General features: G+C 47.1%; 24 protein-coding genes. 14 read left to right on the forward strand and 10 right to left on the reverse strand.

The genetic code is table 11. The features are described from left to right. Nucleotides 1-207 precede the first annotated feature (207 nt). Nucleotides 208-1566: a magnesium transporter gene (gene mgtE / locus BV910_RS13735; RefSeq protein WP_078147777.1), complete on the forward strand. Its 1359-nt coding sequence runs from the start codon at nucleotides 208-210 to the stop codon at nucleotides 1564-1566. Between the two features lie 55 nt (nucleotides 1567-1621). On the opposite strand, the gene BV910_RS13740 is transcribed toward mgtE, so the two are convergent. Then, entirely contained in the window at nucleotides 1622-2251 is a 630-nt protein-coding gene (locus BV910_RS13740) for a hypothetical protein (protein ID WP_078147778.1), read from the reverse strand. Between the two features lie 182 nt (nucleotides 2252-2433). On the opposite strand from BV910_RS13740, the gene BV910_RS13745 reads away from it, so the two are divergent. After that, nucleotides 2434-4212, forward strand: coding sequence for a solute:sodium symporter family transporter (locus tag BV910_RS13745; RefSeq protein WP_078147779.1), 1779 nt, complete (start codon nucleotides 2434-2436; stop codon nucleotides 4210-4212). A 20-nt stretch (nucleotides 4213-4232) separates the two neighbouring features. On the opposite strand, the gene BV910_RS13750 is transcribed toward BV910_RS13745, so the two are convergent. Further along, entirely contained in the window at nucleotides 4233-5132 is a 900-nt protein-coding gene (locus tag BV910_RS13750; protein ID WP_078147780.1) for a GGDEF domain-containing protein, read from the reverse strand. A gap of 172 nt (nucleotides 5133-5304) precedes the next feature. On the opposite strand from BV910_RS13750, the gene BV910_RS13755 reads away from it, so the two are divergent. The 4 genes from BV910_RS13755 (at nucleotide 5305) to BV910_RS13770 (ending at nucleotide 7718) form a co-directional block, all read left to right on the forward strand. Next, entirely contained in the window at nucleotides 5305-6321 is a 1017-nt protein-coding gene (locus BV910_RS13755) for a serine hydrolase domain-containing protein (protein WP_078147781.1), read from the forward strand. After that, complete coding sequence (locus BV910_RS13760; protein ID WP_074035497.1) at nucleotides 6318-6707, forward strand: GNAT family N-acetyltransferase; 390 nt, start codon at nucleotides 6318-6320, stop codon at nucleotides 6705-6707. Before BV910_RS13755 ends, BV910_RS13760 begins: the two co-directional genes overlap by 4 nt. A gap of 11 nt (nucleotides 6708-6718) precedes the next feature. Next, nucleotides 6719-7426, forward strand: coding sequence for an SDR family NAD(P)-dependent oxidoreductase (locus BV910_RS13765; protein ID WP_078147782.1), 708 nt, complete (start codon nucleotides 6719-6721; stop codon nucleotides 7424-7426). 82 nt (nucleotides 7427-7508) lie between these two features. After that, nucleotides 7509-7718 (forward strand): hypothetical protein, encoded by a 210-nt coding sequence (locus BV910_RS13770; protein WP_078147783.1) that lies wholly within the window; start codon nucleotides 7509-7511, stop codon nucleotides 7716-7718. Nucleotides 7719-7736: 18 nt separating this feature from the next. Here BV910_RS13770 and BV910_RS13775 read toward each other — a convergent pair whose 3' ends face one another. After that, a complete protein-coding gene (locus tag BV910_RS13775) occupies nucleotides 7737-8159 on the reverse strand; it encodes a hypothetical protein (protein WP_078147784.1) in 423 nt (140 codons plus the stop codon). A gap of 143 nt (nucleotides 8160-8302) precedes the next feature. Between BV910_RS13775 and BV910_RS13780 the strand changes: the two genes are divergently transcribed. Beyond that, on the forward strand, nucleotides 8303-9295 hold the full coding sequence (locus BV910_RS13780; protein ID WP_078147785.1) for an MDR family oxidoreductase: 993 nt from the start codon (nucleotides 8303-8305) through the stop codon (nucleotides 9293-9295). Nucleotides 9296-9362: 67 nt separating this feature from the next. Here BV910_RS13780 and BV910_RS13785 read toward each other — a convergent pair whose 3' ends face one another. From BV910_RS13785 to BV910_RS13800, 4 genes are all read right to left on the reverse strand, one after another. Beyond that, nucleotides 9363-9707, reverse strand: coding sequence for a YflT domain-containing protein (locus BV910_RS13785; RefSeq protein ID WP_078147786.1), 345 nt, complete (start codon nucleotides 9705-9707; stop codon nucleotides 9363-9365). 96 nt (nucleotides 9708-9803) lie between these two features. Continuing rightward, nucleotides 9804-11261, reverse strand: a complete 1458-nt coding sequence (locus tag BV910_RS13790) for a UDP-N-acetylmuramoyl-L-alanyl-D-glutamate--2,6-diaminopimelate ligase (RefSeq protein ID WP_078147787.1) — start codon at nucleotides 11259-11261, stop codon at nucleotides 9804-9806. Between the two features lie 151 nt (nucleotides 11262-11412). After that, a complete protein-coding gene (locus tag BV910_RS13795; RefSeq protein WP_078147788.1) occupies nucleotides 11413-11613 on the reverse strand; it encodes a helix-hairpin-helix domain-containing protein in 201 nt (66 codons plus the stop codon). Continuing rightward, nucleotides 11610-11843, reverse strand: coding sequence for a WYL domain-containing protein (locus tag BV910_RS13800; RefSeq protein WP_074035487.1), 234 nt, complete (start codon nucleotides 11841-11843; stop codon nucleotides 11610-11612). Before BV910_RS13800 ends, BV910_RS13795 begins: the two co-directional genes overlap by 4 nt. Before the next feature lie 121 nt (nucleotides 11844-11964). Between BV910_RS13800 and BV910_RS13805 the strand changes: the two genes are divergently transcribed. Further along, the gene (locus BV910_RS13805; RefSeq protein WP_012727536.1) at nucleotides 11965-12180 is read left to right on the forward strand and encodes a hypothetical protein; all 216 of its coding nucleotides are present in this window, start codon (nucleotides 11965-11967) and stop codon (nucleotides 12178-12180) included. 155 nt (nucleotides 12181-12335) lie between these two features. Beyond that, complete coding sequence (locus BV910_RS13810; RefSeq protein ID WP_078147789.1) at nucleotides 12336-12641, forward strand: RNA polymerase sigma factor; 306 nt, start codon at nucleotides 12336-12338, stop codon at nucleotides 12639-12641. On the opposite strand, the gene BV910_RS13815 is transcribed toward BV910_RS13810, so the two are convergent. Then, nucleotides 12587-13387, reverse strand: a complete 801-nt coding sequence (locus BV910_RS13815; RefSeq protein ID WP_078147790.1) for an HAD family hydrolase — start codon at nucleotides 13385-13387, stop codon at nucleotides 12587-12589. The genes BV910_RS13810 and BV910_RS13815 overlap by 55 nt on opposite strands. Nucleotides 13388-13785: 398 nt before the next feature. Between BV910_RS13815 and BV910_RS13820 the strand changes: the two genes are divergently transcribed. The 4 genes from BV910_RS13820 to BV910_RS13835 all read left to right on the forward strand — a co-directional run bounded on the left by BV910_RS13820 (nucleotide 13786) and on the right by BV910_RS13835 (nucleotide 16239). Beyond that, complete coding sequence (locus tag BV910_RS13820) at nucleotides 13786-14346, forward strand: RNA polymerase sigma factor (RefSeq protein ID WP_012727540.1); 561 nt, start codon at nucleotides 13786-13788, stop codon at nucleotides 14344-14346. After that, complete coding sequence (locus BV910_RS13825; protein WP_078147791.1) at nucleotides 14343-15065, forward strand: anti-sigma factor; 723 nt, start codon at nucleotides 14343-14345, stop codon at nucleotides 15063-15065. The genes BV910_RS13820 and BV910_RS13825 overlap by 4 nt, the downstream gene beginning before the upstream one ends. A gap of 63 nt (nucleotides 15066-15128) precedes the next feature. After that, nucleotides 15129-16034 carry a Gfo/Idh/MocA family protein gene (locus tag BV910_RS13830; protein WP_078147792.1) on the forward strand — a complete coding sequence of 302 codons (906 nt, stop codon included), beginning with the start codon at nucleotides 15129-15131 and terminating at the stop codon, nucleotides 16032-16034. 13 nt (nucleotides 16035-16047) lie between these two features. Further along, nucleotides 16048-16239: a hypothetical protein gene (locus tag BV910_RS13835; RefSeq protein ID WP_074035480.1), complete on the forward strand. Its 192-nt coding sequence runs from the start codon at nucleotides 16048-16050 to the stop codon at nucleotides 16237-16239. Nucleotides 16240-16282: 43 nt separating this feature from the next. Here the strand turns inward: BV910_RS13835 and BV910_RS13840 are convergent, their stop codons facing one another. Further along, entirely contained in the window at nucleotides 16283-17182 is a 900-nt protein-coding gene (locus tag BV910_RS13840; protein WP_078147793.1) for a DMT family transporter, read from the reverse strand. 327 nt (nucleotides 17183-17509) lie between these two features. On the opposite strand from BV910_RS13840, the gene abc-f reads away from it, so the two are divergent. After that, nucleotides 17510-19354 carry a ribosomal protection-like ABC-F family protein gene (gene abc-f / locus BV910_RS13845; protein ID WP_078147794.1) on the forward strand — a complete coding sequence of 615 codons (1845 nt, stop codon included), beginning with the start codon at nucleotides 17510-17512 and terminating at the stop codon, nucleotides 19352-19354. A gap of 24 nt (nucleotides 19355-19378) precedes the next feature. Here the strand turns inward: abc-f and BV910_RS14855 are convergent, their stop codons facing one another. Continuing rightward, entirely contained in the window at nucleotides 19379-19543 is a 165-nt protein-coding gene (locus BV910_RS14855) for a hypothetical protein (protein ID WP_168169879.1), read from the reverse strand. Nucleotides 19544-20097 lie beyond the last annotated feature (554 nt).

Below are 20097 nucleotides of genomic sequence, written 5' to 3' on the forward strand. Positions count from 1 at the left end.
TCCGACAGTTCACCTGTTGCCGATTCCGCATTGATATGAATAAATGTTCACTCATGTGAATGAACAAACAATGCTCTAGAAATCAGGACGATGGCAAAGGGAAATAAGATGTATGGCTGATGTATAGTATCGCCCTAAAAAATGTAGAAAACTTTTTTTATTCACCGTAAATGAAATTGAAAACGTGAGAGATCAGGATGTGAGCATATGAAAATTGAAGAAACGGAATACAACGAACATGAAGCAGCGCTTCGTACATTGATTCAAAAGGGAGACCCGGTCGATTTTCAAGATCTCTTTCTCTCCCTTCACCCGGGTGAACAGGCGGATCATTTTATCGAACTAAATCAACATGAGCGGTCGTTCGTGTATCGAACCATCTCCCCTGAGGTATTCACCGATCTATTTGAAAAGCTGACGTTAGAGGAACAATGTACATTTATCCAAGAAACACCTCAGTCGTATGCCGTCCGAATCTTGAATGAAATGTATTCGGACAACGCGGCCGACTTGATGCGGGAACTACCCGATGCGTTCATGGACACGCTATTCGAGCAGATGGATGATATTGAGGAACAAGAAGTCAAAGATTTGATGCAGTATCCGGAAGAAACGGCCGGATCGCTCATGACAACTGAGTTTGTCGTCCTTCAAGCTGATAAGACGGTTGGACTGACCCTTGAAGAGTTGCGTGAACTCGGACCAGATGCCGAAACGATTTATTACTTATATGTGGTCGACCAAGCGCACCAACTGGTTGGTGTTGTCTCCTTACGTGATTTAATTGTCGCACCGCTCGAGGCGAAAATTGAAGACATCATGGGGTTCCGCGTCATTTCGGCAAACGTCATGACCGACCAGGAAGACTTGGCCAGGATTGTCCAGAAGTACGATTTGTTGGCCCTTCCCGTTATCGATGATCAGCAAAAGCTACTTGGCATCATCACGGTCGATGATATATTAGATGTCATCGAGCGCGAAACGACAGAAGACTTTGAAGAACTCTCCGCGACGAAAGGTTCGTCTGATATCAACATGAGTCCGCTTGAAGCAGCGAAAAAACGTGCCCCTTGGATTGTCAGCCTCATGTTTCTCGGCATGATTACAGCTTCGACGATTGGCGGTTTCGAAGACACCCTCGAAACGATTGTGCTTCTCGCTGTCTTCATGCCACTTGTCATGGGCTCTGCCGGGAACGCAGCCACGCAATCACTCGTCGTCGCTGTGCGCTCAATTGCACTCGGGACCATCAATCGAAAGAACGTTATGAAGATGATTCGACGCGAACTCGGAACCGGCATCATCTTAGGGATTGCGTGTATGATTGTCATCTTTGGCGTCATCACGCTGCTGTATGACAACATGCTGATCGGTTTCATTGTCGGAGTTTCCATCTTTGCCGCACTCAGTGTCGCCACAATGATCGGCACGGTTGTCCCGCTTCTCATCAATCGCCTGAAGTTAGACCCGGCTGTCGCTTCCGGACCGTTCATCACGACATTGATGGACAACCTAGGGCTCATCATCTACTTCACGGTTGCGACGTCTATGCTTCAGTTTTTTTGACATTCGAAAGAACATTCGATTATAAAAAGCGGTGCTGATTTTGTCAGCACCGCTTTTACTCGCTATGTTGTTGAGATTCCTCTAACAAACGCTCTTCATTTTCATTGAAAGCCTCGATTTCCTCATCCGTCATCACTTCGTTTCTTTCTTCCACATAAGGATTGTCTTTCAATGATGTCTCTAGTTTGCTCAAGTCAGCACTGAGCCCGCTTTCTTGATAAAGGTTAGGTTTTCCTACCGAAGTCAGTGTCCCTGTCCGATTCACTTTGAAATGTCCCAGTTGTAGACCGACAATCCGATATGCATTCTCCATCACGGGTCCTTCATATCTTTGTAAATACAGCAAAACGGTCTCGTCTCGTTTGACGAGCGGGTCTTCTTCCATATCATTTTGTAAAAGGGTGATCGTATCGGCTGACTTCAGTTGACCATTCACGTCTCGATAGACACGCTGCACTTGAATGTGTGATTCAAAGAATGTGACCGATTGATGTGTAAACGGTTTAGGAGCACTTCTCACTTTGCCGACGATGACAATCGGCGAGCTTGTAGCTAAATCGTCTATGTGTCGGAAGCTTTCGGTCACAGCCAAATCACTCGTGTTTTCTTCTTTCAGCATTTCGCTAAACATGATATAACCTGCTATCACTACAACAGATAACATTCCAATCATCCACTTCTTCACGAGGTCCCTCCCATCGGTCCATCCATCCTCATCGATTTTCTACTCTCGTACGACAAGTACGCAATCGTCCCCACGTTCATGGTTTCTGTATGATTCGATCAAAACAATAGGACTACCTTCTTATAATTTAGGGTATTTCCTACAAATACATATAAAACATAAGTAAGGAATGAGGGGATTTCATGACATTTCAACAAGTACTCTACATACTCGTGACCGGTGCCCTGTTCATGGCGCTCGTCGCTTACGTCTCGTATCGCATGACGAAAGGAAAAGTCGAAAGCGCCGACGATTACTTCTTGGCCGGTCGCGGTCTAACAGGCGTCTTCATCGCGGGATCGCTCCTGTTGACCAACTTGTCAGCGGAACAATTGATTGGCTTGAATGGCCAATCGTTCGCCGGCAACATGTCGGCCATGGCTTGGGAAGTGACGGCCGGTATCGCCGCCATCATCATGGCGCTCTTTTTGTTGCCACGCTTTCTTGGCATCGGGATTTCGACTATTCCTGAATTTTTAAGTCAACGCTATGACGAGGACGTTCGTCGATTGACCGTCCTGTTATTTCTACTCGGCTATATGTGCGTCACGATTCCATCTATGCTGTACTCAGGTGGATTAGCCGTCCTGCAACTGTTCGATGTGCCGGCCCTTCTCGGCATTAGCTTTGAGCAGTCCCTTTGGCTCGTCGTTTGGTTCATTGGGATTATCGGGGCGATTTATACCATCTTCGGAGGTCTTCGTGCCGTTGCCGTATCGGACACGTTGAACGGGATCGGACTCATCATTATTGGATTCCTCGTTCCGACACTAGGCTTTCTCGCACTAGGGGACGGGAATTTATTGGACGGGATGAAGACGATTGCGACGACGAATCCCGAAAAGTTGAACGCCATCGGTTCCGCTAACGACTCGGTCCCGTTTCTCTCCATTTTCACCGGAATGATTTTTGCGAACTTGTTCTATTGGGCACTGAATCAATACGTGATTCAACGGGCCCTCGGTGCAAAAAACTTAGCGGAAGGACAAAAAGGCGTTCTCTTTACCGGCTACTTGAAATTACTCGTTCCAATCTTCATGTTGTTACCTGGCGTCATCGCGTTTCACTTGTACGGGTCGAACGTCGAGAAGGCAGACCTCGCTTATCCGAGTTTGATTGCCGAGCTGTTACCGATGTGGCTCATGGGCTTTTTCCTCGCCGTCTTGCTCGGTGCCGTATTCAGCTCGTTCAACTCGCTCTTGAATAGTATCGCGACGCTCTTCGTACTCGACATTTACAAACCGAAGTTTAAACCGGATGCTTCTGACCAAGATTTGATTCGCGTCAGCAAATGGTTCGGGACGTTCGTTGCACTCGTCTCGTTCTTTGTCGCCCCGAATCTTATGTATGCGCCAGATGGCTTGTGGGACTTGATTCGTCGCTTCACCGGTTTCTTCAACATCCCGATTCTCGTCATCGTTTTAATCGGGATGCTTGTTAAACGTGTGCCGCCAATCGCCGCGAAGACCGTCGTCTTTTTCCACGTCATCGCCTACTATTTCCTCGTGTGGGGAACGAAACAATGGTTCGACGTCGAAATCGGCATCAACTTTATCCATATTTACGGAATCCTCTTCGTCATCGAAACGGGAATCATGCTCGTATTTGCGCGTGTACGACCGATGCTGCAAGCAAATCCGATTCAAATCGAACTCGGACGAGTCAAACCGTGGCGGCATGCCCTTTCGACATCGATTTTGCTCGTCGCTTCGATGATTTTCGTTTACCTTGTCTTCTCACCGATCGGACTCGCTTATGCGAACGGCATCGTCTCCAAATGGTTTGTTCCAGTGACAACGGGACTTGTCGTCGTCACGTCCGTGCTCATGTGGGCATCTTATCGCTACGGCATTTCTCGTTATGAACGCTATCTAAACAATTTAGGTGAAGACTCGTCTGACGTAGAAGAAGTAAGCAGCTAAACCAATAGACCTCCTTGAACTTACGCGTCAAGGAGGTCTATTTTTTGTTGTCGCTTTCGTTCATACATGACATCGTCCGCACGTTGCCAAAGCGCCTCAATCGTTTCCGGACAAGATGCCCATGCCAACCCGATGGCAACGGAAATCCCTTCTTGTAGACAAGCCGCTTCAATTTGACGAACCATTCGTTCACATGCGTCTTTAGGCATCATTTCTAGAAACAAGACGAACTCATCTCCTCCTAAACGATAGACGGATGATTCGATGTCTTGAAGGATTGTACCGACTCGTTTCAATAAACAGTCACCAGCTGAATGCCCTTCTTCGTCATTCACGACTTTCAAATCGTTCACATCCAGCACGATGATTCCGACGTCACACGCATTTCTTGCTTGAGCAATCGTGTCTTCAAACGCCCGACGATTGAAGACACCGGTCAAGCTATCGTGGCGACTTTCATACATGAGACGTTCACGCTCGGTCATGGCTGCTTCGATGTTCCGAATCACACCTTGAACCGCTACGATTTCATCATTCTGATAGATCGGCGTGGTGTATTCCTCGAACCATACATAAGTGCCGTCATTCGTGCGCCATCGCTGAAGAATCGCTTCTTCATAGTTGACGCGTCCCGCCACTTTATCGAGCAGGAGACGTCGATCATCCGGATGGATTCTCCGAAAACAATCTTGTGCATCTGAATAACTTCGCATCACCGTTCCTTCTCCGAGATATAAGTCTAAAGAAGGACTGATGTATCGGAAACGCCAAGTCGGTTTCGTTTCAAAAATATAAATGACATCTTTCGTTTGATTCCCGAAATGCATAAACGAAAGAGACTGTGCATGTGGCTGTGGACGTTTGGATAGCCACAAGGCAATCAAAAATCCAACGAGTACCCCCCAGAAGAATAACGTCATTGAATCCACTTCCTCTCTGTTCGCCCATATCGTACCACGTTCGAGGTCAGACACCTGTCTCAATTCCTGTTATTTGGTAAATGTTTTTTTGAAAATTGAGTAAATTTTAGAGAGATTGTGATGGACATGATATAGTCGACTTATTGAATCACTCAATACATGGAGGTTTCTCATGCCACATTTCACACATCCATCGATTGACGAGACATTTTCGGGTGTCTATTTGCTCACCAATCGAAACGGATCAATCCACCAGTCTTACGGCTATGCGAATCGCTCAGAACAGATTCAACATGACGTGACGACACGGTTCGGGATCGCGTCCGGTTGCAAACTGTTTACAGCAATCGCGATTTGCCAGTTAGTCGAGCAAGGGAAACTATCCTTTTCCACCTCGCTTGACTCATTTCAAACATTTGCCTTACCTCATCTGTCACCAAACGTCACCGTACATCAGTTGTTGACGCACACATCAGGAATCCCTGACTATTTTGATGAATCCGTCTCTGATGACTTTGAAGCGCTATGGCGTGATATCCCGATGTATCGGCTTCAACAGTTACGTGATTTTTTACCGTTGTTTCAACAAAAATCTATGAAAGACGAACCGGGTTCTCGATTCTCCTACAATAATGCAGGATATATTCTGTTAGGGTTGATTGTAGAAGATGTGACCGGGCAATCTTTCACCGACTATGTCGAACAATCGATTTTTCATCCTGCTGGTATGATTGATTCTGGATACTTTTCACTCGATGCCTTGCCTTCTAGAACAGCACTCGGTTATATTGACCACTCGGACGGCACATGGCGTACAAACCAATATGCGATTCCAATCAAAGGAGGAGCAGATGGTGGCGCGTATGTGACCGCTCAAGACATGACTAAATTTTGGAAATCGCTGTTTTCACATCAGCTTCTTGATACCGCTTCTACGTCGCTTCTTTTGACACCACACGTGACGGTTAATGACCGCGGCGGGAGTTATGGATACGGACTTTGGATTCAACATCACGCATCGAGAGATGTCTATAAATATCACGTGATGGGCTATGACCCTGGTGTCAGTTTCCATTCTGGTTACTATCCAGAAATCGATACCATCTCGGTCATTTGTTCAAATCAATCAGATGGGGCGTTCGACGTCATGAAACAGATTGAAATGCAGATTGGAGAACGGATTGAATGAACATTCGTACTTATATGGAATCAGACTTTGACTCGATTCAACAACTTAATCGCGATGAAGGTTGGAGCCAATTGGTAGAACGTGACGCGTTGACCCGTGAGGCATGGCGTCAATCAAACGTCACCTATGTGATGGAGTCTGAAAATGGAAAGATTGTCGCTTATTTGCGCGGATTGACTGATACGACAGTCAGTTTGTATGTTTGTGAACTGTTGGTCGCTTCTACATATCGTAGACGTGGTCTTGGCGAACAGTTACTCCAACACGTCCATACACTTTATCCAGACACACGGCTTGAGATGCTCGCAAGTCAAAATTCCCACACATATTACGAGAAATTACGGTTTCGTCCGTTCTACGGTTTTCGGAAAACGATTCACGAATAGGAGGAATGTATATGAAACTTGCTCTCATCACAGGCGCATCGCGTGGTCTCGGCCGTTCCATCGCTCAGGAACTACAAGCTAGAGATTACGAGGTGGTCGGGCTCTCTCGCTCACAGGCGGAAGACGTTACGTATCAGCAACGATCAGTCGACCTATCAAACGTTTCGGGGATTGATGCAGTCATTCGGGAGATCACACCGTTTCTAGAGCGGGCTGATTCGGTTTTGCTCGTTCAAAATGCAGCATGGATTGAACCGATTCATCGTGTCGGACAATTAGATGGTGAGAAAGTGACCGCTCATGTCCACGCCAACCTGCTTGCGCCGATGCTATTGGCGAATGCGGTCCTCGCTTTCAACAAGCCGACCGATTTGATTCATGTGACCTCTGGCGCTGCTAAGCGTCCGATCTCAGGTTGGAGCGCATATTGTGGCACGAAAGCAGGACTCGATCATTTCACAGAGACACTTGCACTAGAGCTAGAAGGAACCTCACATCGTGCAGCTCTATTCAATCCAGGTGTGATGGATACGTCGATGCAGGCGGAGATTCGTTCTTCTTCGAAAGAGGCGTTCGCTGACCTTGAACAATTCCGTTCATACGAAACAGAAGGACGACTCCGCTCTCCTGAAACGGTTGCTCGTGTATTTGCTGAACAGTTAATTGACCGCCCCCTAGAAAATGGCAAGACCTATTCGATTTACGACTTGATTAAATAATTTACCAGGTCAAAAAAAGAAACACCCTTCTCTCGTCAAACCGTCTACACTACATGCATAGATACGTGAAAGGGTGAATTTTATGAAAACCATTGCTGGAGGATTACTGCTATTTGGACTGTTCAGCCTCACCATGTCATTCACAATGATTGGAGATACCGCCGTCGTCGGGGCGATGGTGAGTGGTGTCTCAATTTTATGTAGTGTCGGCTTATTATTTGGAGCGACTGAACTCAGTCGGATTCGTCACGACCTGCTCCACGACAAAAAAACGTCTCTCCCATCTGAATGAGGGAAAGACGTTTTTGATTCAATCTTTTTCGTATTCATCTAATAGATCATCAACATCGTATTCTTCGAAGTCGTCTTCATCAATAAAGATATCGCGATCGTTCACGACATGAATCGGACCATTGGCCACATCGATTCGAATCGTCCACGCCCAAGGAATGCGTAACCGGTTATAGACACCTGTCCAGAACTCCATTGACTCTTGCTCATACTGTTCAAATTCTGTCAGAAGTTCTTTGAACGACACGCCTGTTAACTGGAAGTTTGAATCTTGGAGCCGTTGAAGCGCATGATGCTTCGCTTCTAATTCGGCCGCTCGAACCATTTCCTCAGCTGTCGCCATCTCCAGGATCGTCCCGTCCGGTGGGAGAATATCGTATACGTTGAACAATTCGCCTTCTTCTACTTCTACATCGTCAAACTCATAGTCATCGTGCCGCATACTACATTCCTCCTTACGCAATTTGAATCCCCTCTATTGTACCACTCTCTACCCGTTTCCCCCTAAAGATTCGTGCATATATTTCATTTTGTGAGGGAAAGACTGTTAGAGTGAAGACATCCATAGGAAAAGAGGTTAAGCAGATGAATGAATCATTCCAAGCACTCGTGCTCGACCAGCACGAGGAACGCCTTCATGCCGAAGTAAAAGAAGTACAAGCCGATGTCCTTCCGAAAGAAGAGGACGGAAATGTGTTAGTGGAAGTTCACTACTCTGCGTTGAACTATAAAGACGCGCTCGGATTAACGACTTCTGGTAAAATCGTCAATCGCTATCCGTTCATTCCGGGATGCGAATTCGTTGGAACTGTCGTCGAATCAGACCACCTCGACATCAAAGTTGGCGACGAGGTAATCGCCACTGGTTTCGGGATTGGGGAACGGCACTTCGGTGGATTTAGCCAGTATGCGCAAGTACCGGGGAAATGGCTCGTGAAGTTACCGAAAGGAATGAGCATGCGAGATGCAATCGCCATCGGAACACCAGGACTTACCGCCATGCTTTCCGTTGATGCACTCGAACACGCAGGTGTGCGTCCGGGTGAAGAAGTACTTGTCACAGGCGCGACAGGTGGTGTCGGAAGCTTCGCGATTACGTTGCTTCGTCGTCTCGGCTACCATGTCGTCGCCTCCACCGGCAAAACAGATTCACCATACTTACGCTCACTCGGTGTCGAGACGATCATCGATCGAAGCGAATTAGAAGGCCCTGCCCATCCCCTCGCCAAGCAACGTTTCGATGCCGCTATCGATTCGGTCGGTGGAAATACACTCGCCAACATCTTGAGCCAGATACGATATGAAGGTGCTGTCGCCGCATGCGGTCTCGTCGGAGGCGCAGAGTTGCCAACGAGCGTCTATCCGTTTATTTTACGCGGCGTGAAGCTCATCGGCATCGATTCGGTCATGCAACCCATGACGCGTCGTACGAACGCATGGGAACGTCTCGAAGAACTCATCGATCCGAAAGTTCTCAATGAGATGATCCATGAGATTCCGTTACACGACGTCCCTCGCCACGCCGAAGCGATGATGCGTGGTGAATTGAGTGGTCGCACCGTCGTCCGTCTTCGCTAAGTCCATCAAAAGAGGCTGAATCATTCACGATTCAGCCTCTTTCCTCTCTATTCTCCATGGTGTGGAATCAGATAGTGAATCCGGCAGGTGCGTCTTTCACGACGACGAGTACTTTGCCTTGATCTAACTTCTCTTCGAGACGCTCTGCCTCCTCTTTTGTGAAGCCGAGCTCTTGAAAATCGGCTCGCAGTTCGTCTCCTTTTTTGCGGAACACATTTTTGGCGGCTGTCCCCAAACCGACGTCACTTGCTGAAACGGTGTTCGCATCGGCATTATCCGCGACACGTTTGCTCCGGTCATCGTCATGTGTGATGACGTAGATGTTGGACTCATCAATCCCATTTGTTTTCATCGATTGAACGGCGGTGACGACTTCTTCATCATTTGTAAATTCTTTGTACAAAACTGACATGTCTATTCTCCTCCTTCAATTCTACTACATTACTAGGTATTACCTTCCTTCACATTCTTCACACATTAAAAAACGATGACAAACGTCATCGTTTTGTTAAACGGCGGGCTCTTGGCCTTTTCGTTTTTTCAATTCTTCCAATAAAATGTTTGATTCATTAAATGGAATCGACTGTCGACCGATTCGTTCAATGTGGTCATGTCCTTTTCCGACAACCACGACACGCTTTCCTTCTAACGCTTGCGTGGCCGCATGTCGAAGGGCCTCTTCCCTTGCTTCAAACGTCACATACTTCACATCCGGTTGGATACCTTTTACTAAATCACGAATGATTTGTTTTGGGTCTTCCATGCGGACATCATGTACGGTGACAATCACCTCATTCGAATAGCGACTTGCGATACGTCCCATATCTTGACGTTTCGTAGGATCACGGTCTCCTGCCGCACTTAACACGACGACAAGTGCACGGTTATCTTGTTGCAATGTAGACAAACATTTCTCTAGCCCGTCTGGTGTGTGGGCATAGTCGATATAAATCTCAGCATCCTCTGTAGCTAAACGCTCCAACCGCCCTTTTGGCAAGGTGAGTCCTGGAACATTTGAAACAATGGTCCGTAGCGCCATATCGGAAGTCGACACAAGTCCGATTGCCGCTGCTAAGTTCGCCGCATTGAACGCCCCCATGAACCGAACGGGCACTTCGAGCTTGAACTCCTTCATCCTGACGAGTACCGTCTCTTCACGCCAAATCACTTGGATGTCGGCTTCGATTTCCTCTTTTGTACTATACATAATGGCTTGACGTGTCGGCGCAAACTCAGCCATGACATGACTAGCCGGATCTTCCGCATTTAACACAATCGCCTCACCGTTCGTCACTTCCACCTGTTCAAACAATCGCGCTTTTGCCCGGGCATACTCATCCATCGAACGATGGTAGTCCAAATGATCATGCGTCAAATTCGTAAACGCGGCCGCATGAAAGTGGATGCCCGCTACGCGACCTTCCATCAAGGCATGCGATGATACCTCGAGTACGCAATCCGTGACGCCTGCATCGACCATCTCTGCTAAGATGCGATGTAAGACGACGGCTTCTGGTGTCGTATTGGCTGTCTCAACCGTTTGATTATGAAAACGCGCGCCAATCGTACTAACGATTCCGACACGACGTCCTGAAAGACGCAACAAATCATAAGTCAGTGTCGCCGTCGTAGTTTTTCCATTCGTCCCTGTCACACCGTATATACGCATCCGATGAGAGGGGTGGTCATAAAATACACTCGCAACCGCTCCTGCCGTCTGTTTCGTATCGGCAACAACCACATTCGGTACATCGAGATCGAGTGGATACTCTGAGATGACCGCACTCGCACCGTTGGCGACGGCGTCTTCTGCGAACTTATGACCGTCAACCGTATAGCCGCGAATGCAAATAAAGACATTCCCTGAACTGACCTTCCTGGAATCGGTTTCGACTCCGGTCACCCATGGATCAAAAATGTCATCCATCTCATTTTGTAAAATGGCGGATAAACGTTTCGTTCTCATGCTGTGTACGTCCTTTCTCATGGGTGTCGCTAGGTTCATAAAACCTTATCGTCATGTTACTAGATTTTAACGGCAATTGAGATGACAAATATATTACTTCCCGTTTTCAAAGGAAAGCAATCACTTCACAAAAAAAACCTAGACGTTTCACTCACGTATTAGGTTCCTCCATTTTGAATGCTAAATTGTGTTTTAGTAGCTCCGCCTCAAGGACAAAAAGGGCATTCGGTCCGATTCCATGCCAACTCGCAACCTCACGGCGTGTATAGGGACACAATTCATGCAGAGACTCGATTCCTTTAGCGACTAGTGCCCTTTTAGCTGGAGCTGCTAACGTTGGTAAGGCAATCATCCAATCTCCGCCTTTCGCTTTCTAAATCGTCCGTTGATGGGAAGACAGGCAAGAACTTGCTCGATTCGAAACGTTCGTCTCGCTTGTTTATTCAAATCCCATGCCACCACGTACTCCCCTTGCACTTTAATCAGTTTGACCCGCCGCTCTGAAAATGTCCCATGTCGATCGACATACACCATTTCTGTGACTTGTCCCGAACGCATCCATCGTAACAATTCTTCTCTCATCCTGTTTTCCCTCCTTTGTCTTCATTATACAGAACATTTGTTCTTATTTCTATTGATAAGCTGTTCGCTGATTCAAATTTCGATTATGATAAAGGAAATCAAATGAGAGAGGAAAAAACCGATGACTTATGTATTATTACTGATCTTGGCTGCCTTTTTATTCGGGGCAATGATTTTCGCTGCACTGGCGTTACCAAACCTTCGCAACATTTTATTCAATCGTGGCAGTTTGTTTAATCAACAGAGCGAAACCGTCACTTGTCCGAAGTGTAAAACATCATTCAAACGTGCGCCGGGAGACGCACAGACTTGCCCGAATTGTTATCACACGTTTTGAATCGTTGAGGGGCATGCATATTCGACTGCAATTCTTCATATTCCTTGGTTTAAATGGGAGCAAATGAGTGAAAGAACAGAGAGGATGCTTTATCTGAGTAAAGTTCCTGATTCTTTTATCGTTGAAACCTTCATTCCATACGAAAGAAGTTGCATATGCCTCCTACACTCGATGAACACCTGGTCGATCAAGTTCGTCTTAAAAATCGCCAAGCCTTAGAACATTTATACTCACGCTATGAAAAACTACTTTATCGATATGCGCTTCATCTGAATGACCATCCTGCAACTGCAGAGGCGGCCTTGACCGATTTATTTTGTCGGATTTGGCAACAACGTCTTCACTTCAATCCACATTCCGAAACGATTCGTGCGACCCTCATCCGTTCATTAGAGGAAATCATGCACTATATGAAAGAGGACAAATCAGATTCCAATACTTCTAAAATCCCTTCTGCATAAGGTTTTGTTGTCATCTCCGGATACATCTGTTTTGCCTGTTCGGTCGCATTACCCACTAAATAGCCTTTCCCTACATGCGCTAACATCCCAAGGTCATTCCCACTGTCGCCGAACGCATATGTTTCTTTGCGTAAGAAGGAAGCAGTGGTGCATACATATCGAACACTCGATTCTTTCCCGGCATGCATTGGATAAAAATCAATATCCCATGCATCCATCGGATCACCCGCTTGCGGATTGCATTGGCTGATGTTGACAGCAATCCCTTCTTGATCAGCTAGCATGCGAAGCGTTTCGCTCCAAGACCCGATTTGGTCACGGATGTAATAGCTACGGATCCAAGGACTCGTCCCAAAACCCGGTTGCGCTTCTAGTTCAATCCGCATCTGTTCAATCTGTGACGCAACACGTTCCACACGAGATATAAAATCACTCGGGAATAACGCTTGATAGGATTCTTCTAAAGAAAACGTTCCGTCTACGTCAATATGATACAATTCCGTACCTAAACTTGAAGCGATACGGTGAGGCCAAAAGCGAAGGTTTGCCTGTTCAACTTTTTCACGTAGCGATTTGAGTGAACTACCTGTCACCCACATCGTTGACAATCGATGGGAATATTGTTCCAAAAAATCTTCGAGCCGTCGAACGGATGCCAATTGATCTGGTGTGCATGCATGAGGAAAGTAGGTTTCATCAAAGTCAAAGCATACGAGGGTGTGTCCTTCATTCGTAAATCGTTTCATGATCTCGTCTCCTTATCGTTTTCTCTTTCTCCTATAGTACAATGAAACAAAGGAGGCATCTTATGATTTCACGACTCGCTCAGACCTATTGCCAATTGAGTAGCTTGTTTACCGGATTCCTTATTGTCTTTTCTTTTCTTTTTGGCATTCGCACATACTTCTTTTGGGCGACGGTGAGCGCTCCCTTAACCGCAATCGGATTGATGCTGATGACGGCGATTGGGCTAAGTGTCATCACCTACCTTCTTTCAGAGAAATTAAGATTATTCATTTATTCGAAGCTTCCGGATCAAGCAGTGACATGTTCAATAAATAGTCACACAAAATAGGCATCCATTTTTCGATTTTATACGTTAGATCAATACAAGGGACATCCCTTCTGCGCAAAGGAGTATGTTATGACTGACTTAGAGTTATATGAGCGTGTCAGGCAAAAGGACAAAGAGGCGCTCGAAATATTGTATGATCGGTATGAACGAATTTTGTACGCGTTTGTCTTACAGCTGACAAAGGATCGTGATTTGGCCGAAGAAGCCATGCAAGAAGTATTCATCAAGCTCTGGCGTGGCGGAGGCGTTTACGATGAGTCAAAAGGAAAATTTCGTTCTTGGCTCTTCACAATGAGCCGTCATGTGGCCATTGATTTAATTCGGAAGCGTAAACCGGATTTACAATTAGATGAATCTTACGCTGAGGCCATCCCTTCCGACTCACCGTCCGTCGAGAAAGAAGTCGAGTGGCAAGAAGAGCGCGCCCAAATCGAGACAGCCATGGCCACATTACCAGCCGAACAACAGCAGGTCGTTCGACTCATGTATTTTCAAGGATTGAGCCAGCAAAAAATTGCTGATGCATGCGGCATCCCGCTCGGAACGGTAAAAGGAAGGATTCGACTGGCGCTAAGGCAACTGAGGAAACAGTTATCCCATGAATTCATCGGAAAGGAGGTAGAACAATGAACGCATGCGACCAATTGATTGACTACTTCAACCAACATTTAACGGAAGAAGAACGAATGAAATTTGAACAACATCTGACAACGTGTACTGACTGTCAAGAAGAGCTCGAACAACTTGAAGCTCTTGTCGGTGGCGTCGCGTTCTTGTCTACTCCGACTGAGCCACCCCGAGGCATGAAAGCACGTGTCCTCGATCGTGTATTCGAAGAAGAAGACAATGAACCCGTCATAACAACCGACACTTCTGCATCAGTTCCACCGGCGACACCGTTCAAACAGAAGAAGAAACGGAACGTACCGGTCTGGGGAATGGTCGCTTTAGCAGCGGCACTCCTCCTCTCCTTAATCGGGAATGGATATTTGCTTACCAATCAGCCTGATGCCCCTGCCATCGCGTTAACCGAAACGATTCCACTCGACGGCGAATCGGAAGGGACCGCTTACCTTGCAGAGCAGGACGGTGCGACACAACTGATCGTCCAAACGAATGGTCTAGCCTCACTCGATGCCAATGAGGTATATCAAGTATGGCTATTAAAAGATGGTGCCCCAATTCCGACCGGCGCTTTTGTCACCGATGACAAAGGGAACGGGACGGTTATCTACACACTCGACTCAGATGAAGTCGACGTCGACTGGGATACCGTCGCCGTCACAAAAGAACCGAATCGTGGCAATGAAACGCCACAAGGTGAAATCGTCTTAAGTGCTAGTCTTTAATTCTTGAACCGGACACATCCGCTGTCCGGTTTTTTGTTATGATGAACCAAAGGAGTGAATGGGATGCAAAAACCAAAAATCGGTATTGTCGGACTTGGAAATATCGCTCAAAAAGCGTATTTACCCATCCTTTCGATTCATCCCCGAATCGAGGTAGTCGGTGCCTTTTCCCCGAACACATCTAAGCGAGACATGATTTGCCAAACGTATCGAATGACCTCTTTCGACACGTTGAATGAACTCGCCTCATCCATCGATGCAGCGTTCGTACATAGTTCAACGGAAACTCATTATGACATCGTATCGTATTTATTAGAACACGGCGTCGATGTTTATGTTGATAAGCCCCTCGCCGCAACAATCGAGGAAGCGGAGCAGCTCGTCATTCAAGCCGAACGTCTTGGGCGTAAATTGATGGTCGGGTTCAATCGACGTTTCGCTCCGATGTATATGCGTCTACAAAACGAGTCCTCTGCTCACATGATTGATGTGGTAAAACATCGCGAGAATGACGTCGGCCCTAAGGATGCGACCTTCACCTTACTCGATGATTACTTACATGTCATTGATACGCTACGTTTCCTCGCTGGTAATGAGCTCATACTCGTCTCGGGTCACGTAGAAGTCAATGACAAGCATGAGCTTCGATTCGCCCGCCACGTGTGGCAAGATGAGCACGGAATGCACACGACATCGATGCACCGTTCAGCAGGAGTGAACCATGAGCACGTCTCGATCGTACGGGATGGGGAACGATTGTCCATCGAAGAGATGGTCACGCTACATCGTTTCAAGCAAGGTCGGCATGAAGTCGAAACGTTCAGTTCATGGGACACGACACTCGTGCAACGTGGTTTCCAAGGCGCGATTGACCACTTCATTTCCGCACTCATCGATGATACAGCGATTTCAACAGACGGTCGTGTTGCCCTTGAGACACAACGACTTGTCACAAATCTAATCAAGTAAAGGATGGCTATATATGGATTTCTTTTTCTACATCATGGTTATGGTGATTGTCGTCTCGTCAGTCGGTGCCAATACGATTATCAAAACGAGAGAAGCGCGTGTCGAAGAACGACGATTGAAGATCGAAGAAGAGAAACTCGCGATCCAACGGCTTGAACTCGAGATGAAGCGCGAACAAGACAAACTCGACCATCATGGATTTTAATCAAAAGCGGTCACCCTCCAAAATGAGGGCGACCGCTTTGCCATTACAGATGACGGTTTGAACTTAGCAGTTGTTGTCTTCGTTCCACGAGCGTCGACCACGTCACAGCCGTCATGATACAACCGGCACCGATAAAGAAGTTAATATGGAGCGTTTCGTTCAAAACGAGCCACCCGAGTGTCCCGCCAACCAAGGGTTGAAAGAAGAAAAAGAGTGACCCGACACTCGCATCCATCAACTCGAGTCCTTTGTTCCAGAAGAAAAACGCTCCTGCCGTCGATACGACACCGATATAGAGAACACTAAGCCAAAGGACGCCATTTAACTTTGGCCACCCTGATTGCATGACCTCCACACTCATCAAAGGCGTCATCAATAACCATGCGACTCCGATCGAAAATGTCGTGAGCGTCAAGGTCGACAACGACTGTGTCCCGATTTTCACATAAATCGACATGAGTGCCCACGTCACGGCAGCTAGAACAAGTATGAAACTGCCTACTCGATACGTCCCTTCCCCTTCCCAACCGACGACGATGAGAACACCGACCGTTGCCAGCCCAAGCGCTCCAATCTTGACAGGAGTCAGTCGTTCTTTCAATAAGATTCGGGCAAATAAGACCATGAAAGCTGGTGTAGCTGCGGTCACAAGGGAGCCAGTATGTGCATCCGATAGCTTCGTTCCAATAAATTGAAACGAAATCGAAGCGACGTATCCGATGACACCGACAAGTCCGATCCATTTCCAATCTGCCCTTCGAATCGATTCCCGTCCAAACCGAAACCAAACGACGAATAAGACCATAAATGCAACAGCGTATCGTAACCAGACGAACGTGAACGGTTCAATATATGCGAGTGCATATTTACTGACCACATACATTCCTCCCCATATACTCGCCGCAAGGGTCAAACTGAGTGCTCCTAGCCATTCTTTCCTCATTTTCTCGCCTCCTCAATGGCGACTATATACGACGCCTTCGCTTCGATTTCCTCTATTTTCATTGTCAGGTAGATGAAAAACGCTTACAATCAAGATATAGATGAATGAAAGGAGGGAGAAAGGTGAAATTTGTCGGACGTACGCATTGGACAACTGAACATTTGTACATTTTGCGTGCGATTTTTCACGATGTCGCTTAATCAAGGGACCCGTCTGTCCTTTTTTAGACATTGCTGAATATACGACAAAGCGCCTCTCTCTTTCTAAACCGAGCGCTTCTTTGCGTTCGGTTTTTTTGATAGGCCCTAACCTTAGGAGGAACCTATTATGTTGATCGATCTTCAACACATTCAAAAACAATACGGCGGGCACGCCGTTCTCACAGATGCGAATTTATTCATGAACGAAAACGAACGAGTCGGTCTTGTCGGCCGAAACGGCAGTGGCAAAACGACGCTGTTACGAATCCTTGTCGGCTCTGAAGAGCATGACGCCGGTACGATTTACCGCCGACAACGACTCTCTATCGGCTATTTGGTGCAGCTTCCTGACTACCCTGGACGCAGTGGTCGTGACGTCCTCTATACTGCTTTTGAGGAAGTGACTCGCCTGAGTGAAAAAATGTCTTCCCTCGAGCAAGAGATGGCGACGTCCGAACAGCTCGAACGCCTTCTCGAATCATACGGTGCCATTCAAGAACAATTCGAACATGCGGGTGGATATGTCTACGAGTCAAAAATCAGCGCAATGATTGATGGACTCAAATTGACCTCATTCGTGGACCAACCGTTCGATACGCTAAGCGGGGGCGAGCGTACAAAAATCGGTCTCGCCTTAGCACTCCTTCAGGAACCAGAGCTACTCATTTTGGACGAACCGACGAACCATCTAGATTTAGAAGCGATGACTTGGCTCGAATCCTATTTACAGGATTACGATTCAGCGCTCCTCATCGTCTCCCATGACCGGGTCTTCTTAGATGCGGTCGCCACACGAATCGTCGAGTGCGAGGATGGAGAATTGACGAGTTATCCTGGGAATTATACGGACTTCGTTGCCCAAAAAGAAAAACAGTTGCTTGACCAGTTTCACGCTTACACGGAGCAACAGAAGAAAATCAAAAAAATGAAGGAAACGATCCGGCAGTTGCGGCAATGGGCCAACGAGGGCAATCCGCCGAATGAAAAGTTCTATCGTCGCGCCAAATCGATGGAAAAGGCTCTCGAACGAATTGAACGAATCAAGCGACCACAACTCGAAGCCGAGCAACCGAATATCCAGTTCACGACGAACGGGCGTACCGGGCGTGACGTCTTCGAAGTGAGTGACGTGACACTCACGTATGATCGTCCTCTATTTGAAAACGTGCACTTCTATACAGGTCACGGAGAACGCGTCGCCATCGTCGGACCGAACGGGAGTGGAAAATCTTCGCTTTTGAAAATGTTACTCGGTGAAGTTATCCCTCAAGCTGGGACCGTCCGACGAGCCGATCAAGCCAAAATTGGATATCTGTCGCAACACATCACGTTCGATGAGTCACATCGCTTAATCGAGGCGTTTCGGGACCGGATCGCAGTCGATGAAGGCAAAGCGAGGCACCTTCTCGCTCAGTTTCTATTTTACGGCGCGAGTGTGTTTAAGCCTGTCTCAAATTTGAGCGGCGGGGAGAAGATGCGACTCATGCTTGCCATCCTCGTCCATGAAGAAATCAATGTCCTCGTCCTAGACGAGCCGACGAACCATTTGGATATCGAATCGAGAGAGGCACTTGAAGATGCGCTCGAACGTTTCCCTGGAACGGTCGTTACGGTTTCCCATGACCGCTACTTCTTAAATAAGCTGTTCCCCATCACGTATTGGCTCGACGGGACGATGACGCGTTTCGAAGGTAACGTCGCCTATGCTCTCGACAAGCGTGGACAGGCATCGAAAGATGAACCTGTAACGGAGCGCGTCAAACCATCAAAATCGCTGAAGCAGACGAAAGTCGCTCCATCTACGGTTGATGAGGAAGCTCACCTAACCCAATTAGAGACAGAACATCAGGCGCTACTCCAACGGATGAATGAATTGGATGACCTTGATGAATTGATGGTGCTACAACGACAAGTTGATGCGTTGCAGGAAGAAATCGATGATGTGATGACACGTTTGCTCGAAACTTTGTAATCTATAAAGAGAAGCGGCACCCGATCAAGGGCGCCGCTTCTTTTGCTCAAATCGAATCTGTATGAGATAGCCGATGACCGCGATAGCCATCAACCCAATTGGGAGTATGCGGTAAAGACCTTCCATCGTTCCCGTTGTCAAAAGAATCACTCCACTAAGAAACGTTCCGAACCAATATAGCTTTGGCATATGATCCCTCCATCGGTTGCATTCACTCAATAGGATACCACAAGAAAAGCGCCCTCACTCGGCGCTTTTCTTGATTCTCTAGTCCCCGGACTTTCATCCAACCAAGCCCTTGCTCGATTGACCGTCCCATCCATGATTTGGTTCGACTAGAGATGTCCAAGCCAACGTGACGCATCATTCCAATCCGTTCATCGTCCATTGGTTCACCAATTGTTTTTCATTCGAAAACATGAAATCGAATAGGTGACTCATAGACATTTTGATTGAATGGGCACGAGAGGACTTGGCACCTATGATGTCCACTTCTGACGCGGATCATGTGGAATTCCGTATACAAACAGTCTGTCTGGTATGCTTGCTCCGATGGCAAGCAGAGGCCGACGTATCATCGTTTGGAATACACGATTCACGTTCATATGGACGTTGCCCATCCCTTTCATCCATAAGCGACAGGTGACGAAAGTGCCTCCCCGTTCCCCGCTCATTTCAGAAAGTGAATGGTTACATGTATACAATATCCGTTTTAAGTGAGATTCAATCCTCGTTCACGATTT

The organism is Exiguobacterium sp. HVEsp1 (assembly GCF_002009685.1).
GTDB lineage: Bacteria > Bacillota > Bacilli > Exiguobacteriales > Exiguobacteriaceae > Exiguobacterium > Exiguobacterium profundum.

What these genes read in the sequence shown, in the direction of transcription:
- mgtE (WP_078147777.1), top strand. Translation starts at nt 208, where the DNA reads ATGAAAATTGAAGAAACGGAATACAACGAACATGAAGCAGCGCTTCGT.
- BV910_RS13745 (WP_078147779.1), top strand. Translation starts at nt 2,434, where the DNA reads ATGACATTTCAACAAGTACTCTACATACTCGTGACCGGTGCCCTGTTC.
- BV910_RS13750 (WP_078147780.1), bottom strand. Translation starts at nt 5,132, where the DNA reads ATGACGTTATTCTTCTGGGGGGTACTCGTTGGATTTTTGATTGCCTTG.
- BV910_RS13755 (WP_078147781.1), top strand. Translation starts at nt 5,305, where the DNA reads ATGCCACATTTCACACATCCATCGATTGACGAGACATTTTCGGGTGTC.
- BV910_RS13760 (WP_074035497.1), top strand. Translation starts at nt 6,318, where the DNA reads ATGAACATTCGTACTTATATGGAATCAGACTTTGACTCGATTCAACAA.
- BV910_RS13765 (WP_078147782.1), top strand. Translation starts at nt 6,719, where the DNA reads ATGAAACTTGCTCTCATCACAGGCGCATCGCGTGGTCTCGGCCGTTCC.
- BV910_RS13770 (WP_078147783.1), top strand. Translation starts at nt 7,509, where the DNA reads ATGAAAACCATTGCTGGAGGATTACTGCTATTTGGACTGTTCAGCCTC.
- BV910_RS13775 (WP_078147784.1), bottom strand. Translation starts at nt 8,159, where the DNA reads ATGCGGCACGATGACTATGAGTTTGACGATGTAGAAGTAGAAGAAGGC.
- BV910_RS13780 (WP_078147785.1), top strand. Translation starts at nt 8,303, where the DNA reads ATGAATGAATCATTCCAAGCACTCGTGCTCGACCAGCACGAGGAACGC.
- BV910_RS13785 (WP_078147786.1), bottom strand. Translation starts at nt 9,707, where the DNA reads ATGTCAGTTTTGTACAAAGAATTTACAAATGATGAAGAAGTCGTCACC.
- BV910_RS13790 (WP_078147787.1), bottom strand. Translation starts at nt 11,261, where the DNA reads ATGAGAACGAAACGTTTATCCGCCATTTTACAAAATGAGATGGATGAC.
- BV910_RS13795 (WP_078147788.1), bottom strand. Translation starts at nt 11,613, where the DNA reads ATGATTGCCTTACCAACGTTAGCAGCTCCAGCTAAAAGGGCACTAGTC.
- BV910_RS13800 (WP_074035487.1), bottom strand. Translation starts at nt 11,843, where the DNA reads ATGAGAGAAGAATTGTTACGATGGATGCGTTCGGGACAAGTCACAGAA.
- BV910_RS13805 (WP_012727536.1), top strand. Translation starts at nt 11,965, where the DNA reads ATGACTTATGTATTATTACTGATCTTGGCTGCCTTTTTATTCGGGGCA.
- BV910_RS13810 (WP_078147789.1), top strand. Translation starts at nt 12,336, where the DNA reads ATGCCTCCTACACTCGATGAACACCTGGTCGATCAAGTTCGTCTTAAA.
- BV910_RS13815 (WP_078147790.1), bottom strand. Translation starts at nt 13,387, where the DNA reads ATGAAACGATTTACGAATGAAGGACACACCCTCGTATGCTTTGACTTT.
- BV910_RS13820 (WP_012727540.1), top strand. Translation starts at nt 13,786, where the DNA reads ATGACTGACTTAGAGTTATATGAGCGTGTCAGGCAAAAGGACAAAGAG.
- BV910_RS13825 (WP_078147791.1), top strand. Translation starts at nt 14,343, where the DNA reads ATGAACGCATGCGACCAATTGATTGACTACTTCAACCAACATTTAACG.
- BV910_RS13830 (WP_078147792.1), top strand. Translation starts at nt 15,129, where the DNA reads ATGCAAAAACCAAAAATCGGTATTGTCGGACTTGGAAATATCGCTCAA.
- BV910_RS13835 (WP_074035480.1), top strand. Translation starts at nt 16,048, where the DNA reads ATGGATTTCTTTTTCTACATCATGGTTATGGTGATTGTCGTCTCGTCA.
- BV910_RS13840 (WP_078147793.1), bottom strand. Translation starts at nt 17,182, where the DNA reads ATGAGGAAAGAATGGCTAGGAGCACTCAGTTTGACCCTTGCGGCGAGT.
- abc-f (WP_078147794.1), top strand. Translation starts at nt 17,510, where the DNA reads ATGTTGATCGATCTTCAACACATTCAAAAACAATACGGCGGGCACGCC.
- BV910_RS14855 (WP_168169879.1), bottom strand. Translation starts at nt 19,543, where the DNA reads ATGCCAAAGCTATATTGGTTCGGAACGTTTCTTAGTGGAGTGATTCTT.